At 65.5% G+C, this 16,260-nt stretch carries 16 protein-coding genes; 6 read left to right on the forward strand and 10 right to left on the reverse strand.

The genetic code is table 11. The features are described 5' to 3' along the window. Positions 1-38: 38 nt before the first annotated feature. From ACK4FK_RS00750 to ACK4FK_RS00760, 3 genes are all read left to right on the forward strand, one after another. The gene (locus tag ACK4FK_RS00750) at positions 39-1,127 is read left to right on the forward strand and encodes a hypothetical protein (RefSeq protein WP_409739742.1); all 1,089 of its coding nucleotides are present in this window, start codon (positions 39-41) and stop codon (positions 1,125-1,127) included. 61 nt (positions 1,128-1,188) lie between these two features. Beyond that, positions 1,189-1,809 carry a TetR/AcrR family transcriptional regulator gene (locus ACK4FK_RS00755; protein ID WP_409739744.1) on the forward strand — a complete coding sequence of 207 codons (621 nt, stop codon included), beginning with the start codon at positions 1,189-1,191 and terminating at the stop codon, positions 1,807-1,809. A 17-nt stretch (positions 1,810-1,826) separates the two neighbouring features. Continuing rightward, positions 1,827-3,479 carry an isovaleryl-CoA dehydrogenase gene (locus tag ACK4FK_RS00760; RefSeq protein WP_409739746.1) on the forward strand — a complete coding sequence of 551 codons (1,653 nt, stop codon included), beginning with the start codon at positions 1,827-1,829 and terminating at the stop codon, positions 3,477-3,479. Here ACK4FK_RS00760 and ACK4FK_RS00765 read toward each other — a convergent pair. The 5 genes from ACK4FK_RS00765 to ACK4FK_RS00785 all read right to left on the reverse strand — a co-directional run bounded on the left by ACK4FK_RS00765 (position 3,476) and on the right by ACK4FK_RS00785 (position 7,342). After that, positions 3,476-4,129 carry an exopolysaccharide biosynthesis protein gene (locus tag ACK4FK_RS00765; protein WP_409739748.1) on the reverse strand — a complete coding sequence of 218 codons (654 nt, stop codon included), beginning with the start codon at positions 4,127-4,129 and terminating at the stop codon, positions 3,476-3,478. The genes ACK4FK_RS00760 and ACK4FK_RS00765 overlap by 4 nt on opposite strands. 71 nt (positions 4,130-4,200) lie before the next feature. Further along, entirely contained in the window at positions 4,201-5,223 is a 1,023-nt protein-coding gene (locus tag ACK4FK_RS00770; protein ID WP_409739750.1) for a TerC family protein, read from the reverse strand. A 187-nt stretch (positions 5,224-5,410) separates the two neighbouring features. Continuing rightward, a complete protein-coding gene (locus tag ACK4FK_RS00775) occupies positions 5,411-6,235 on the reverse strand; it encodes a TerC family protein (protein ID WP_409739753.1) in 825 nt (274 codons plus the stop codon). Positions 6,236-6,362: 127 nt separating this feature from the next. Beyond that, complete coding sequence (locus tag ACK4FK_RS00780; RefSeq protein ID WP_409739756.1) at positions 6,363-7,016, reverse strand: cation transporter; 654 nt, start codon at positions 7,014-7,016, stop codon at positions 6,363-6,365. Between the two features lie 5 nt (positions 7,017-7,021). Next, positions 7,022-7,342, reverse strand: coding sequence for an ArsR/SmtB family transcription factor (locus tag ACK4FK_RS00785; RefSeq protein ID WP_409739759.1), 321 nt, complete (start codon positions 7,340-7,342; stop codon positions 7,022-7,024). A 200-nt stretch (positions 7,343-7,542) separates the two neighbouring features. Between ACK4FK_RS00785 and ACK4FK_RS00790 the strand changes: the two genes are divergently transcribed. The 3 genes from ACK4FK_RS00790 to ACK4FK_RS00800 are packed head-to-tail and all read left to right on the forward strand — an operon-like array spanning position 7,543 to position 9,955. Then, a complete protein-coding gene (locus ACK4FK_RS00790; protein WP_409739762.1) occupies positions 7,543-8,505 on the forward strand; it encodes a hypothetical protein in 963 nt (320 codons plus the stop codon). Between the two features lie 29 nt (positions 8,506-8,534). Next, positions 8,535-9,215 carry an SDR family oxidoreductase gene (locus ACK4FK_RS00795; RefSeq protein WP_409739765.1) on the forward strand — a complete coding sequence of 227 codons (681 nt, stop codon included), beginning with the start codon at positions 8,535-8,537 and terminating at the stop codon, positions 9,213-9,215. After that, the gene (locus ACK4FK_RS00800) at positions 9,209-9,955 is read left to right on the forward strand and encodes an SDR family oxidoreductase (protein WP_409739768.1); all 747 of its coding nucleotides are present in this window, start codon (positions 9,209-9,211) and stop codon (positions 9,953-9,955) included. The genes ACK4FK_RS00795 and ACK4FK_RS00800 overlap by 7 nt, the downstream gene beginning before the upstream one ends. 3 nt (positions 9,956-9,958) lie before the next feature. Here ACK4FK_RS00800 and ACK4FK_RS00805 read toward each other — a convergent pair whose 3' ends face one another. The 5 genes from ACK4FK_RS00805 to ACK4FK_RS00825 are packed head-to-tail and all read right to left on the reverse strand — an operon-like array spanning position 9,959 to position 16,104. Further along, on the reverse strand, positions 9,959-10,408 hold the full coding sequence (locus ACK4FK_RS00805; protein ID WP_409739771.1) for an N-acetyltransferase family protein: 450 nt from the start codon (positions 10,406-10,408) through the stop codon (positions 9,959-9,961). Next, a complete protein-coding gene (gene metH, locus ACK4FK_RS00810) occupies positions 10,405-13,119 on the reverse strand; it encodes a methionine synthase (protein WP_409739774.1) in 2,715 nt (904 codons plus the stop codon). The genes ACK4FK_RS00805 and metH overlap by 4 nt, the downstream gene beginning before the upstream one ends. Further along, positions 13,116-14,198, reverse strand: coding sequence for a homocysteine S-methyltransferase family protein (locus tag ACK4FK_RS00815; protein ID WP_409739777.1), 1,083 nt, complete (start codon positions 14,196-14,198; stop codon positions 13,116-13,118). The genes metH and ACK4FK_RS00815 overlap by 4 nt, the downstream gene beginning before the upstream one ends. Then, complete coding sequence (gene metF, locus ACK4FK_RS00820) at positions 14,198-15,112, reverse strand: methylenetetrahydrofolate reductase [NAD(P)H] (protein ID WP_409739780.1); 915 nt, start codon at positions 15,110-15,112, stop codon at positions 14,198-14,200. The genes ACK4FK_RS00815 and metF overlap by 1 nt, the downstream gene beginning before the upstream one ends. Next, the gene (locus ACK4FK_RS00825) at positions 15,109-16,104 is read right to left on the reverse strand and encodes an ArsR/SmtB family transcription factor (RefSeq protein ID WP_409739783.1); all 996 of its coding nucleotides are present in this window, start codon (positions 16,102-16,104) and stop codon (positions 15,109-15,111) included. Before ACK4FK_RS00825 ends, metF begins: the two co-directional genes overlap by 4 nt. Between the last annotated feature and the right edge of the window lie 156 nt (positions 16,105-16,260).

Genomic DNA, 16,260 nt, shown 5'->3' on the forward strand with positions numbered 1-16,260 from the left:
GAGCTGCTGCATGCCGCAATCTTGCCACAGGTCTCTGCATGATCGGAACCCTCGGAAGACAAGGGGACATCGTCCTGGCCCGCAGATCCGGCATCCTCGTGCTGCTGTTCGGTTTCGCCGCCGGCGATGCATGGGCGCAAACTGCCCTGCCCGACTGCCCGCTTTTCCTCAGCGCGGCAGCGCCGGCCTATTGCAGTATCGAGCCGACATCGCCCGCCGGGACACAGGAAGCCTTTTCTCCGCTCCGTTTCGATCCCGATGCCGGCCTGCGCCTGCTGGAACGTCGGCCGATCTTCGCGCCGGGCGACATCGCGCGCGCAGACAACCCGCAACCCTTCTACGACCGCGACCCGGATGGCGACCTGAAACTGCGGATCTACAGCGAAGAGCTGGCTGCCCTGCAACCGGGCAGCATCACGGCCGATCATGACCTGCCGATCTTCGGCGGCCTGCATCTCAGCAATGTCAGCAGCGTCAGCCAGGACGAGCATGGTGAAGACCCGCAGGCCAGATCCATCGACAGCCGTCTCGGCCTGGCCTACGAGGAATACGGCATCCGTTTCAGGGTGAACCCCGCCGCCGCCGTCAACTGGGGCGAGCTGGCCGGCAGCGCCAGTCGGCGCGTGGGCATCGACAACCAGATATCAACCACGCTGACCCAGGATCTGACGCTGACGCTGTCGTCCGGCTTTGACGCGCAGTTCCATCCCGGCAACCCGGCGGCCGACAGCAGCAGCGAACGCCACCGCATCGCCCTGGCTCGCCATTTCGCCAGCGGCTGGCGCCTGGGTAGCTCGCTACAGCGACGTACCGAATATGGCTACCAACAGGAAAAAGACCTCAACATCCTTGGCCTGATGGTGGGCGTGCCGCTTGGACAGGATCTTACGCTCACGGCCAGCCACGAATTCGGCCTGAGCGAAAAACGGGATTTCAGCACCGGAAGCGCACTGCCGATTGCCGGCAACCGACAAAGCCTGGACCTGCAACTGCACTGGACGCCGGCGGCGCTCGCCAGCCGCGCCATGACCCTGATGGCCGGCTACAGCCTCAGCCAGGAGGCCACCGATGGCGTGGCCGACCCGTTCCTCACCCAGGCCCGGCTCAATCTGGCGATGAAGTTCTGATGTTTCGGTATTGCTCAAAGAAGTGAAAAATGTTTCACTTCTTTGCAGGAAGGAACACGGCATGGCCTATCGCCGCACCGAGACCGTAGTGGCGCGTCTGGCGGAAACACGCGAACGCATCGTTGTGGCTGCCCTGAAGCTGGTCGCGAAGGAAGGTTATGGCGGCGCCGGGATTCCGGCGATTGCCGCCGAGGCCGGCCTGAGCACCGGCGCGCTGTATCGCTATTTCCCCTCCAAGGCCGAGCTGTTCGACGAAGTCTTCCGCCGCGGCTCGCAGCGCGAGATCGATGTCTGCGCCGAGGCCGCCAGCCAGCCCGGCCCGGCGCGCCAGCGGCTGGCCCGCGTGGTGGAGGTGTTTGCCCGCCGCGCCCTGAAAGGCCGCCGGCTGGCCTATGCCCTGCTGGCCGAACCGGTCGATCCGCTGATCGAGGCTGAACGCCTGCGCTATCGCCTGCCCTATCGCGATATCTTCGTCGGCATCATCGAGGATGGCATGAGGGCGGGCGAGATCGCCGAGCAGGATGCACTGCTGACCGCCTCGGCCATCGTCGGCGCGCTGAACGAGGCCCTGATCGGCCCGCTGGCGCCGCAGGCAAAGAAAACCGACCAGGAGAAGCTGATCCATGGCCTGGCGCTGTTCTGCGTGCAGGCCTTGGGACCGATGCCTGGCCGAAAATTATAAGAATGAAAGGAAACGCCATGACTGCCGCCGCCTACGAGACCCATGAGGTGCTGAACCAGCCGCCAGCTCTGGAGAACTACAACCTCTTCACCAGCGACCACGCCCTGATGGAAGCCGCCGAGCGCAATGGGGCCGCCTGGGCGAAGGACCGCCTCACCGTTTATGGCAGCCGGCTGGGCGCTGCCGAAACCATCGAGATGGGCCGGCTGGCGCATAAGTTTCCGCCGCAGCTGAAACTGTTCGACCGCTTCGGCCATCGCCGCGACGAGGTGGAATTCCATCCGGCATGGCACGGCATCATGAGCCTGATCATCGGCGAAGGCCTGCATTCCGCGCCCTGGGCCGAGCCGAAGGCGGGTGCCCATGTGGCGCGCGCGGCCGCCTATATCATGCATGCCCAGATCGAACCGGGCAGCCAATGCCCCACCACGATGACCTATGGCTGCGTGCCGGCGATCAAGCGCGACGCGACGATTGCCGCCGAATGGCTGCCCAAGATCTATTCGCGGCAATACGATCCGGCCAACAAGCCGGTGGCGCAGAAGACCAACGCGCTGATCGGCATGGGCATGACCGAAAAACAGGGTGGTTCGGATGTGCGCGCCAACACCACCAAGGCGGCGCCGGTCGGTGCGGGCGGGCCAGGCGCGGAATACATCATCAGCGGGCATAAATGGTTTTTCTCTTGCCCGCAGATCGATGCCCATCTGGTGCTGGCGCAATCGCCGGGGGGATTAAGCTGCTTTTTCGTGCCGCGCTGGCTGCCGGATGGATCGAAGAACGCCATCCACATCCAGCGCCTGAAGGAAAAGGTGGGCAACAAGTCGAATGCCTCGTCGGAAGTGGAATTCCATAATGCCCATGGCTGGCTGCTGGGCGAGGAAGGCCGCGGCGTGCCCACCATCATCGAGATGGGCACCTATACGCGGCTGGACTGCGCGCTGGGCTCGGCCGGCCTGCTGCGCGGCGCGGTCAGTCAGGCGTTGCATCACGTGTTCCATCGCCGCGCCTTCCAGCGCCACCTGATCGACCAGCCTTTGATGACCAATGTGGTGGCCGACCTGGCGGTGGAATCGGAAGCCGCGACGGCCTTGGCCATGCGGCTGGCCCGCGCCTTCGACCGTGCCGACAGCGACCCGCAGGAAGCCGCCTTCCGCCGCCTGTGCACGCCGGCGGTGAAATACTGGGTGTGCAAGCGCGCGCCCAATGCCGTGGTGGAAGCCATGGAGGTGCATGGCGGCAACGGCTATGTCGACGAGGGGCCGCTCGGCATGCTGTACAAGGAAATCCCGCTCAACTCGATCTGGGAAGGTTCGGGCAACGTGATGTGCCTGGACGTGCTGCGCGCCCTGCAGAAGAACCAGGACGGGCTGGACGCCTATTTCGCCGAGCTGAATTCGGCCCGCGGCGGCGACCGCCGGCTGGATGCGGCGATTGCCGGCGTGCAGGCGGAATTCGCCGACCTGCAGGAGATCGAGCATCGTGCCCGCCGCGTGGTGGAACGGATGATGGTGACATTGCAGGCCGCCCTGCTGGTGCGTCATTCAGCGCCGGCGGTGGCCGATGCCTTCTGCGCCAGCCGGCTGGACGGCGACTGGGGCCAGGCTTTCGGCACCCTGCCCAAGGGCGTGGATGCGCGCGCCATCGCCGAGCGGGCCAGGCCGGTCTAGTACCAGGGCAGCAGGCTGGTGAGCGAAGCGCCGGCATTCACGGCGCCGATTCCGAGCACGACGAAGCCGGCCGCGCCGGCCAGGCCGACGGCATGGCCGACCAGTGCGCCGAGCCCGTCGCCGGTGAGCAGGCCCAGCGAGATCAGCACGATGCCGAGCGCAAAGGGCAGGTTGCCGAACGGCAGGGGCATGGCGAGCCAAAGCCCCTGCAGGACGATGCCCAAAACCGCCAGCACGAGGCCGAAACCGCTGACCAGCCAGGTCAGGCGCGGCCGGAAATAACGTTCCAGCCGGCGCACGAAGGGAATCGCGAAGGTCATCAGCTTGTGCAGCAGGCCGGGCGGCAGCCGGCGGCGGCCCAGCGTGCCGGGGATCAGGGGCCTGCCGGGCCGAAGCAGCATGCCAAGCGCGACGCAGATCACCAGACTGCCGGTGACGGTGCCCAGCGGCAGGCCGGGCGACGGCAGCAGACCGAGCAGGCCGAGGAACAGCAGCAGCAGCGGCGTCGAACGGTGGGCCAGTATCTGGGTGGCCTGCTGCAGGGTCAGGCCCTCGGTGCGGCCATGGCGCCGCAGGCGCGACAGGTCGCGTGCGATGCTGGCGGGCTCGCGGCTGGGGCCAGGCGGTAATCCGGACATGTCCTTGGTCATGCGGACAGCCTGACGGAGGAATGGGGCGAAAGCGCGGCAGTATTGTTACTGCCGCGCGACGCCGTATGCCCTCAGCCGGGCTGTCCCGATCCGGCCTGACCGCCGGCCTGCCGCTTTTCTGCGGTCAGGATCAGCGAGGCGACGATGCCGGCGGCGATCAGGCCGAGCGTGACGCCGAGCGAAATGCCCGCCGGGATCTTGCCGATGATGTTGACCAGGAAGATCTTGCCGCCGATGAAGACCAGCACGGCGGCCAGGGCGTATTTCAGGTAATGGAAGCGGTGGATCATCGCCGCCAGCGCGAAATACAGGGCGCGCAGGCCCAGGATGGCGAAGATGTTGCTAGTGTAGACGATGAACGGATCCTGGGTGATGGCGAAGATCGCCGGCACGGAATCGACCGCGAAGACCAAGTCAGCGGCTTCGACCAGCATCAGCGCGAGGAACAACGGCGTGGCCCACAGCACCGGCTTGCCGCCAGGCTCCTTGGGCTGGCGCACAAAGAACTGCTGGCCATGCAGCTCCGGCGTCACGCGCATCCGCCGCTTAAGGAACTTGAGCAGCCAGTTGTCGCCCAGATCCTTGGGCTGGTCGGAGGCGAACAGCATCTTGATGCCGGTCAGCACCAGGAAGGCGCCGAAGACATAGAGGATCCAGCTGAATTCGCTGACCAGCGCAGCGCCGAGGCCGATCATGATGCCGCGCAGCACGATCACGCCGAGGATGCCCCAGAACAGCACACGATGCTGATACTGCCGGGGGACCGCGAAATAGCCGAAGATCAGGGCGATGACGAAGACGTTGTCGAGCGACAGGCTCTTCTCGACGAAGAAGCCGGTATACCAGTCCATGCCGGCGGTGGCGCCGAACTGCCACCAGACCCAGCCGCCGAAGATGCAGGCGATGGCGATGTAACCCGCACTCAAGGCCAGGCTCTCGCCCACCTCGATCTCACGCTGCTTGCGGTGCAGGACGCCGAGATCGAAGGCGAGCAGAACGGCGACCAGGCCCATGAAGGCGGCCCAGAGCCAGAGCGGCTTGGTAAGGAATTCGGCGGTAAGAAAAGCGGTCCAGACCGCGAGGAGGATATCCATGCTGGTGCTCCGTATCCGGAATGTGGCGGCGATGGCATCCGACATCGCTGCCGTCCGGAACGCGGCAACCAGAGGGGCCCGAATGCAAACACCGATCTAGGAAGCCGGCCGCCGCCGTCAAGAGGATGGTGCCAAAAAAAAGAGGCGGGGTTTCCCGCCTCTTTTCGCCTGCCCGAACCGGCCGGACTCAGTCTGTTTCCGTGCGCCCCTCGGGATCGCGGATGCCGCGGAAGGTGCGGCTGAGCTGGGCACGGCGCGAGGCCATGTTGAGCAGTTCCACCGCCACCGAGAAGCCCATGGCGCCGTAGATCATGATCTTGGGGATCTCGACGTCGAAGCCCTCGGCCACCAGCGCCATGCCGATCATCACCAGGAACGACAGCGCCAGCATGACGACATTGGGATTCTTGTTCACGAAGCGGGCCAGCGGCTCGGCCAAAGCGACCATGATCGCCACCGACAGCAGCACCGCCACCACCATGATCTCGATCTGGCGCGACAGGCCGATGGCGGTGATCACGCTGTCCAGCGAGAAGACGATGTCGAGCACGGCGATCTGGCCGATCACCGCCCAGAAGGCAGGGTACTTCTTCTTGGCCGGCGCGGCGGACCCGGAATCGGCGCCCGCGCCGGCACCGGCCGGGGCATCGTCTTCCATCTCGTCGCTCGATTTCGGCGTGACGCGCTCATGGATTTCCATGGTCGCCTTCCAGATCAGGAACAGGCCGCCCAGGATCAGCACGAGGTCGCGGCCGGAAATCTCCATGCCGAACACCGTGAACCAGGGCGCGGTCAGCGTGATCAGCCAGGCGGCCGAGAGCAGCAGCATGATGCGGGTGATCACCGCGCCGAGCAGGCCGAGCTTGCGGCCCAGCGGCTGCTGTTCCGGCGGCAGGCGGCTGGTGAGGATGGTGATGAAAATCAGATTGTCGACGGCAAGGACAAGTTCGAGGGCAACAAGGCCGGCCAAAGCCAGCAGGGCCGCCGGTTCGAGGAAAACCGAGAGATCCATATAAATATCCTGGGCGGGGGCTTTTTAAGGAAGCCGTCCGACATCACTGCCATCCCGTACATGGCAGCCAGAGGGGCCCGGACGTGGCCGGCAATCTACCGCGGATTTCGCGGATTTCAAGCCCGAATCAGTCTGCTGCGCCGCTCGCCGCAGCCGATTGCCGCAATTCGCCCCAGGCATGGCGCAAAACCTGCGCCGACCCCCACAGGGCCAGGCCGGCCATGAAGGCCGCCACCGCCAGGTCGGGCCAGGCCGTGCCGGTGGCGAAGACGCCGCTGGCCGCCAGCAGCACGGCGAGATTGCTGAGCGCGTCGTTGCGGCTGCAGATCCACACCGCGCGCAGATTGCTGTCGCCGGTGCGGAAGCGATAGAGCAGCAGCGCGACCAGCACGTTCACCACAAGGGCTGCAAAACCGACTGCGCCCATGGTGAAGGGTTCGGGCACCGTGCCGGCAATCAGGTGGCGGATCACCATGGCGGCGACCCACAGGCCGAACAGGCCCATGGCGATGCCCTTGAGCAGCGCGACGCGCGCGCGCCAGACCAGCGCCATCGACAGCACCGCCAGCGCCAGCGCGTAATTCACCGCGTCGCCCAGGAAATCCACGGAATCGGCGAGCAAGGCGGTGGACCCGGCGGCCAGGCCGGCGCCGATCTCGACCACGAACATCGCGGCATTCAGCACCAGCGCGATCCACAGCACGACGCGCGGACTGCCTGTGCCATGGTCGTGCCCATGGTCATGGCCGTGATCGTCGTGATGGCAGCAGGCAGCGCCCATGTTTCTCAGCCTTTCTCGTCGTGATGCGGCTCGCTGACATGCGCCACCATGTCGGCCAGCATGTGGCGCACATGGTCGTCGGCGATGTCGTAATGGATCTCGCGGCCGCGGCGCATCGCGCGCACCAGCCGCGCTGCCTTCAGCAGCCGCAGGTGATGGCTGGCGAGCTGCGGCGACAGGCCGGCCCGGGCGGCGGCGGCCGTGGCGGCGCTTGGCCCCTGGCAGAGGATCAGCACCAGCTTCAGCCGGCTGGGATCGCCCAGCAGGCGGAACATGTCGGCCAGCAGGTCGGCGCGGTGATCGGCGATAGGTTCAATATTAAACATTTCAATACCTATTTAAATATTTGCCCGATGGCCGTCAACCTCCTTCATCCGCATCGTGACAATCGGCACAATTGTCGTCTCGCCGCCCCCGGATAACCGGGCTATGCTGCGGTTTCAAAACGAAAAAGCCGGTCCGCCGCCATCATGATCCCATACTTGCCACCCTGCCCCTCCAGCCTGCCCGCCGGCAAATCGCAGCCATGATCCGCACCCTGCTGACCGGGCCGCTGGACTATGTCGGCCGCCACGCCACCAAGTTCCTGTTCGGCGGCGTGCTGGTCGGACTCGCCCTGCCGCCGCTGGCGGCATTGCTGCGGCCGGGCCTGGTGGTGTTCCTGCTGCTGCCACTGACCATGGCGCTGATGCGGCTGGACTGGAGCGCCTTCCATGCCTATGCCCGGCGGCCGCTGCTGGTACTGCCGATGGTGGCCTTCCTGCTGCTGGCCTGTCCGCTGCTGGTCTTTGCCGCGCTGCAGCCGCTCGGCCTGCCGCGCCCGCTGATGGAAGCCATCGTGCTGATGGCCGCCGCACCGCCGATCACCGGCACGGTGGCGATCTCGCTGATCCTGGGGCTGGATGCCGCCCTGGCGGTGATCGTGATGGTGATCGCGACCGCGCTGGTGCCCTTCACCCTGCCGCCACTGGCGCTGATGCTGCTCAACATCGAGATCCAGATGTCGCTCGTCGAATTCATGGGCCGCCTGGCGCTGATGGTGGGCGTGGCCTTCGGCGGCGCGTTGCTGGTGCGCTGGCGTGTGAAACCCGAATGGCTGCGCGACAACAGCCGACTGATCGATGGCTGCTCCGTGGTGGCGCTGGTGCTGTTTGCCATCGCCATCATGGACGGCGTTGCGGCCAAGCTGATGGCGCAGCCGGCATATGTGATCCTGGCCACCGTATCGGCCTTCGTCGCCAACCTGCTGTTACAGGCATTGGGATATGTCGTCGGCCGCCATGTCTTCCGCCTAGGCCAGGCCGCGGCGCTGACCCTGGGCATCCTCACCGGCAACTGCAACATGGGCCTGGTGATGGTGTCCCTGGCCGACCGGGCCGTGTTCGACATGGTGGTGTTCTTCGCCATGGGCCAGCTGCCGATGTACATGCTGCCCGGACTGCTGCAGCCGGTGTATCGCCGGCTGGCCGCGCGGCAGATGGGAACCTGAGCCGGCCTGAAGCCGAGAAGGAGCGCGTCATGCCCACCCTGCTGATCACCGGCGCCAACCGCGGCATCGGCCTTGAACTGACCAGACGCTACGCCGCCGATGGCTGGCAGGTGATCGCCTGCTGCCGCGATCCGCAGGCGGCCTCCGCCCTGCAGGCCGTGCCCGGCAAGGTGATCATGGAAACGCTGGACGTCGCCGATTATGCCGCGGTGGACAGGCTGGCCGCCGCCTATGCCGGAACCCCCATCGATCTGCTGCTGAACAATGCCGGCATCTACGGCAATCGCGACGGTTCGCTGAAGATCAGCGATTTCGACACCTATCTGAAGGTGCTGCAGGTCAACAGCGTCGCGCCGATGAAACTGGCCCTGGCCATGCTGCCATCCCTGAAGCAGGCCAAGGCCGCCAAGATCGCCACCATATCCAGCCGCATGGGCTCGATCACCCATGGCAGCGGCGGCTCCTATGTCTACCGCGCGTCGAAAGCCGCCATCAACGCGGCCATGCACAACCTGGCGCTGGACCTCAAACCGGCTGGCATCACCTGCATCGTCCTGCATCCCGGCTGGGTGAAGACCGATATGGGCGGCGCCGGTGCCGATATCGACGTGGCAACCAGTGCTGCGGGCCTGAAACGGGTGGTCGACGGTGCCGCGATGGCCGATACCGGAAAATTCTTCAACTACGACGGCAGCGAAATCCCATGGTGAAGACGATCCTGATCACCGGCGGCAGCCGGGGGATAGGTCGCGCCGCCGCCATCATGGCGGGGCAACGCGGCTGGTCGGTGGGCGTGAATTATGCCGGCAACGAAGCGGCGGCACGGGAGGCTGTGCAGGCGGTGGAGAAGGCTGGCGGCAAGGCCATCGCCATCCGGGGCGACGTGGCGGTGGAAGCCGACGTGATCGCCATGTTCGATGCCACCGAAAAGGCCTTCGGCAAGCTGGACGGCCTGGTGAACAATGCCGGCATCGTGGGACCCAAGCAGCCCTTTGCCGAATATTCACTGGAGCGCATGAAGCGTATCTTCGACATCAACGTGCTGGGTGCCTATCTCTGCGCCCGCGAAGCGGCGCGGCGCATGGCCAAATCGCGCGGTGGCCGCGGCGGCAGCATCGTCAACCTTTCCTCCATGGCTTCGCGGCTCGGCTCGCCCGGCGAATATGTCGATTATGCCGGTTCGAAAGGCGCCATCGACACCATGACCATTGGCCTGGCCCGGGAACTGGCGCCCGACGGCATCCGCGTGAACGCGGTGCGGCCCGGGCTGATCGACACCGAAATCCATGCCAGCGGCGGCCAGCCGGACCGTGCCGCGCGCCTGGGCGCCACCACGCCGATGGGACGCGCCGGTACGGCAGAGGAAGTGGCGGCGGCGATCATGTGGCTGCTGGGCGATGACTGCAATTATCTGACCGCCTCGCTGCTGGACGTGGCGGGTGGACGCTGAGACTCAGAGATAGAGCTTCATGCCGACATGGCTGGCCTTGAAGCCCAGCCTTTCGTAAAGCCGGTGCGCACCCTGGCGGCTGTTGTCGGAGGTAAGCTGCACCAGCCCGCAGCCGCGCTGCCGCGCTCGTTCGATGGCGTGGGCGATGAGCTGCGATCCCAGCCCCTTGCCGCGCAGGGACGACTCGATCCGCACGGCCTCGATCTGGGCGCGCTGCTTGCCCAGGCTGCCCAGTCCCGGCAGCACCAGCAGCTGCAGGCAACCGATGATGCGATCCGATTCATCCAGCGCCAGGATCACCTCGGCGCCGATCCTGTGCAGGCCGTCGAATGCGATGCCGTATTCCGCCGGCAGCGGATCGGCATAACGCTCGCGCATGCCGCCCAGATGATCGTCGGCCAGCAGGCGCACGATTTCGGGCAGGTCGGCCCGCGTGGCCGTGCGGAACTTCACTCCGCCGCCTCGGCATCCGCGCGGGCGGGATCGTAGGCCAGGTTGGGCGCCAGCCAGCGCTCCATGGTGGGCAGATCCATGCCCTTGCGCCTGGCATAATCGGCCACCTGGTCGCGTTCGATCCGGCCGATGCCGAAATAACGCGCCTCGGGGTGGCTGAAATACCAGCCGCTGACGGCGGCAGACGGCCACATGGCAAAGCTTTCGGTCAGCGTGATGCCGGCCTTTTCAGTCGCATCCAGCAGCTTGAACAGCGTTGCCTTCTCGGTGTGGTCCGGACAGGCCGGATAGCCCGGCGCCGGACGGATGCCGCGATATTTCTCCGCGATCAGGTCGTCGTTGGTGAGTGTCTCGCCAGCGGCATAGCCCCAGAATTCCTGGCGCACGCGCTCGTGCATGCGTTCGGCAAACGCCTCGGCAAGCCGGTCGGCCAGGGCCTGGGCCAGGATGCCCGAATAATCGTCGTGTTTCGCCGTGAACTCGCGCTTGATCCAGTCATCCAGTCCGATGCCGGCGGTGACGGCGAAGGCGCCGACATAATCGGCCAGGCCGGTCTCCTTCGGCGCGACATAATCGGCCAGACTGAAATTGGCCCGGTCGCCATCGCGCTTCATCTGCTGGCGCAGCATATGCAGCCGCGCTACCTCCTCGGCCTGAGTCTCATCGGCATAGAGCGCGATGTCATCATCGCCGACCTGCGCCGCCGGCCAGAAGCCGATAACAGCGCGGGCCTTGATCGGCTTTTCCTTAACCATGCGGTCGAGCATCGCCCGGGCATCGCGGAACAGGTTGCGCGCCGCCTCGCCCACCGTGGCATCCTGCAGGATATCCGGGTATTTGCCGCGCAATTCCCAGGAGGCGAAGAAGGGCGACCAGTCGATGCGCTCGATCAGCTCGGCCAGCGGGTAATCGTCGAACACCTGCGTGCCAAGAAAGACCGGGCGCGGCGGCACGTAGCCGTTCCAGTCCAGTTTCTGCTTGTTGCGGCGGGCATCCTGAATGCTCTGGCGCGGGCCGGTATTGCGCTCGCGGGCATGGATGTCGCGGATTTTCTGATACTCGTTGGCGATCTCGCCGGTATAGGTCGGCCGGTCATTGGCCGAGACCAGCTTGCCGGCCACGCCAACGGCGCGCGAGGCATCGGTGACATAGACCACCGGTCCCTTGTAGTTCGGCGCGATCTTCACCGCCGTATGAACCTTTGACGTGGTCGCGCCGCCGATCAGCAACGGCAGATCGAAACCCTCGCGCTGCATCTCGGACGCCACGTAGCACATCTCATCCAGGCTGGGCGTGATCAGGCCGGACAGGCCGATGATATCGACCTTGTGTTTCTTCGCCTCTTCCAGGATGCGCGCGCAGGGCACCATGACACCGAGGTCGATCACCTCATAGTTATTGCATTGAAGCACGACGCCAACGATGTTCTTGCCGATATCGTGCACGTCGCCCTTCACGGTGGCCATCAGCACCTTGCCGTTGGTCTGGGCCGGGCCGGACGCTTTCTCGGCCTCGATGAAGGGCAGCAGGTAGGCGACTGCCTTTTTCATCACGCGGGCGGATTTTACCACCTGGGGCAGGAACATCTTGCCGGCACCGAACAGGTCGCCGACCACGTTCATGCCGTCCATGAGCGGGCCCTCAATCACCTCGAGCGGCTTCGACACGATATGCCGGGCCTCTTCTGTATCCTCTTCGATGAAGTCGGCGATGCCATGCACCAGGGCATGGGTCAGGCGCTCGCGAACATCCTTTTCGCGCCAGCTCAGGTCAGCTTCCTGGGTCTTGCCGGCGCCCTTGAAGCGCTCGGCGATCTCCAGCATGCGCTCGGTGGCATCGGGCCGGCGGTTGAGCAGCACATCCTCGACGCGTTCGCGCAGCTCGGCCGGGATGTCCTCGTAGACCGGCAACTGGCCGGCATTGACGATACCCATGTCCATGCCGGCTTTAATGCCGTGATACAGAAACACGGCATGCATCGCCTCGCGCACGGATTCGTTGCCGCGGAACGAGAACGATACGTTCGAGACGCCGCCCGAGATATGGCAATGCGGCAGATTCTGGCGGATACGCCGCGCACCCTCGAAAAACTCGACGGCGTAGTTGTTGTGTTCCTCGATGCCGGTGGCAACGGCAAAGATGTTGGGATCGAAAATGATGTCTTCCGGCGGGAATCCGATCTTCTCGGTCAGCAGCTTGTAGGCGCGGGCGCAGATCTCGTATTTGCGGTCGGCGGTGTCGGCCTGGCCCTGCTCGTCGAAAGCCATTACCACGGCGGCGGCGCCATAGCGGCGGATCTTGCGGGCCTGCTCCAGGAAAGCGGCCTCGCCCTCCTTCAGGCTGATCGAATTGACGATGGCCTTGCCCTGCACGCATTTCAGGCCGGCCTCGATCACTTCCCATTTCGAGGAGTCGATCATGATCGGCACGCGGGCGATGTCGGGTTCGGACGCGATCAGGTTCAGGTATTTCACCATCGCCGCCTTGGAGTCGAGCATGCCCTCGTCCATGTTGACGTCGATGATCTGCGCCCCGTTCTCCACCTGCTGCCGGGCGATGGCCAGGGCGGCCTCGTAATCGCCGCTGACGATCAGCTTGCGGAACTTGGCCGATCCGGTGACGTTGGTGCGCTCGCCGACATTGATGAAAACGGGTCCATTGAAACCGCGTTTCTCGGCTTCGGGCGAAAAGGCTTCGTCGATATCGGTCATGCGGCAGGCACGGCAAAAGGTTCGAGGCCGGACAGGCGAAGCTGCGGCGGAATGGTGGGGACGCGGCGCGGCTTGACGCCCTTCACGCTCTCGGCGATGGCCCGGATGTGATCGGGCGTGGTGCCGCAGCAGCCGCCGACGATATTGACCAGGCCGGCTTCGGCCCATTCGCGCAGATGCGTGGCGGTGGCATGCGGCGGTTCGTCGTATTCGCCGAACTGGTTGGGCAGGCCGGCATTCGGATAGGCGCTGACCGGCACATCAGCCACGCGGCTGAGTTCGGCCACATAGGGTCGCATCTGCTGAGCGCCGAAGGCGCAGTTGAGGCCGACCGAGAAGGGCCGGGCATGGCGCAGGCTGTTCCAGAAAGCCTCGGTGGTCTGGCCCGACAGCGTGCGGCCGGACAGATCGGTGATGGTGCCCGAGATCATGATGGGCCATTCCTCGCCCAGCTCATCGAACAGCTCGTAGACGCCGAACACGGCGGCCTTGGCATTCAGCGTGTCGAAGATGGTCTCGATCAGCAGCAGGTCGGCGCCGCCCTCGACCAGGCCGCGCGCCTGTTCCTTGTAGGCGTCCTTCAGCTCGTCGAAGGTGATGTTGCGGAAATCCGGCCGGTTGACATCGGGCGACAGGGAGGCCGTGCGGTTGGTCGGGCCGATAGCACCGGCGACGAAGCGCGGTTTCATCGGATCCTGCGCCGTGTATTCGTCGGCGGCCTGGCGGGCCAGCTTCGCGCCCTGTTCATTGATGTCGCGCACGGCGGATTCCAGATGGTAATCCGCCTGGCTGATCCAGGTGCCGCTGAAGGTGTTGGTCTCGATGATGTCGGCGCCGGCGTCGAGATATTCCCTGTGCACGGCCAGGATCACGTCCGGCCGGGTGATGTTGAGGATATCGTGGTTACCCTTCAGGTCGCTGTTGGCGCCCTTGAAGCGGTCGCCGCGATAATCGGCCTCGGTCAGCTTGCGCCGCTGCAGCATGGTGCCCATGGCGCCATCCAGCACCAGGATGCGCTCAGCGGCGGCTTTTTTGAGCGCGGCGCGGCGCGCCTTGCGCTGTTCTTGAGTGTCGAGCATCAGGCCGCCGCCTCCCCGGCAATCGTCGGTTTCGGGCGCACGCCAAGCACATGGCAGATCGCATAGGTGAGATCGGCGCGGTTCAGCGTGTAGAAATGGAATTCGTCGATGCCGGCGGCCAGCAGGCGGCGGCATTGCTCGGCCGCCATATGGGCGGCCACCATGCGGCGGGTCTCCGGGTCCTCGTCCAGGCCATCGAACATGTCGGCCATCCAGGCCGGCACGCTGGCGCCGCAGGCCGCCGAGAATTTCACCACCTGACGGAAATTGGTGACCGGCAGGATGCCTGGCACGATCGGCACGGTGATGCCGGCCGAGCGGGCGCGATCGAGGAAACGGAAATACACGTCGGTGTCGAAGAAATACTGGGTGATGCAGCGGGTGGCGCCGGCATCGACCTTGCGCTTGAGATGCTCCAGCTCGACGCGCGGCGAGGTGGAGTCCGGATGGCCCTCCGGATAGCAGCCGACGCTGATCTCGAAATCGCCGATCTTCTTAAGGCCGGCGATCAGGTCGGTGGAATTGGCATAACCCTGGGGATGCGGCGCGAAGCCGCCCGTGCCCTCCTGCGGGTCGCCGCGCAGGGCCACGATATGACGGATGCCGGCCTGCCAGTAATGCCGGGCCACCTCGTCGACCTCGGCCCTGGAGGCCCCGACGCAAGTGAGGTGAGCGGCAGGCTTGAGGCCGGTTTCATTGAGGATGCGGACGACCGTGTTGTGCGTGCGCTCGCGCGTCGAGCCGCCGGCGCCATAGGTGACCGAGACGAAACGCGGATTCAGCGGCGCCAGGCGGGTGACGCTGCGCCACAGGCTTTCCTCCATCTCGGCCGTCTTGGGCGGAAAGAATTCGAAGGAGACCTTCAGCGGGCCGGGCCGGCGGGCGGCATAGGCATTGAAATCCGGGCTGGTCATGCGGCGGCACTCTTCTGCGCGACGGGGGAAAGCTGGGCGGCGCGCTTGGTGGCACGCCAGACATGAACGGTAAGCGGCTGACCCGGCAAGGCGGTGACCGGGTCGACATCGAGGCCGGCGGCCATGCACCAGGCACGCAGTTCCGCATCGGCAAAGCCGAGGCGGCGATGGGCGTGGCGGGCGCGCAGGTCTTCCAGGTCATGCGGCGCGAAATCGACGATCACCAGCCGGCCGCCGGGTTTCAGCACGCGGGCGGCCTCCAGGATCGCCTTCTGCGGCTCGTCGGCGAAATGCAGCACCTGATGGATCACCGCGGCATCCACGCTGGCATTGTCGAGCGGCAGGGCATACATGTCCGCCTGGCGCACCTGGCAGTGACGAATGCCGGCACGCTCGAGGTTGGCGCGGGCTATGCTGAGCATGTCGCGGCTGAGATCGACGCCCAGACCGCGCCTGACATGCGGCGCCAGCACCTCGAGCAGGCGGCCGGTACCGGTGCCTATGTCGAGCAGGTCGCCGATCGGGGCGCCGCCCAACAGGCGCAGCACGGCGGCTTCGACCTGTGCCTCATCGACATGCAGCGAGCGGATCGCCGACCATTGCACGGCATTGTCGCGGAAATACTGCTCCGCCGCCTCGGCCCGGGCGCGCTTCACGGCGGCCAGCCGCTCGGCATCGCGGGCGAGCGTCGGGTCCTGCGACGGCAGCAGGGAACTCAATGCGCGCACCAGCGGCGCGCCGGCCAGCCGGTCGCCGACGCGGTAGAAGGCCCAGGTGCCCTCCGGCACGCGTTCCAGCAGCCCGGCCTCGCAGAGCAGTTTGAGATGTCGGGATACCCGCGGCTGGCTCTGGCCCAATATCTGGGTCAGTTCCGACACGGTGAGTTCGCCCTGGGCGCACAGCGCCAGCAACCGCAGCCTGGTAGGCTCGGCGGCGGCACGCAGGGCGGCCATGAGGGTGTCGAGGGTTTGGGCGGTGTCCGGCTGACTCATGGAAAATACATAAACATATCTTTATCTATTTGTATAGGATCAAGTTGTCCGTGATCAAAAAAGGACATGGCCTTGTGGTTGGCAACACGCTATGTATTCTGCCGTTACACTGCCATGCACAGGCTGAAAAAGCCATTTCGCTCCATGGCTTAGAAA

The organism is Ferrovibrio sp. (genome assembly GCF_046297895.1).
Classification (GTDB): Bacteria; Pseudomonadota; Alphaproteobacteria; order Ferrovibrionales; family Ferrovibrionaceae; genus Ferrovibrio.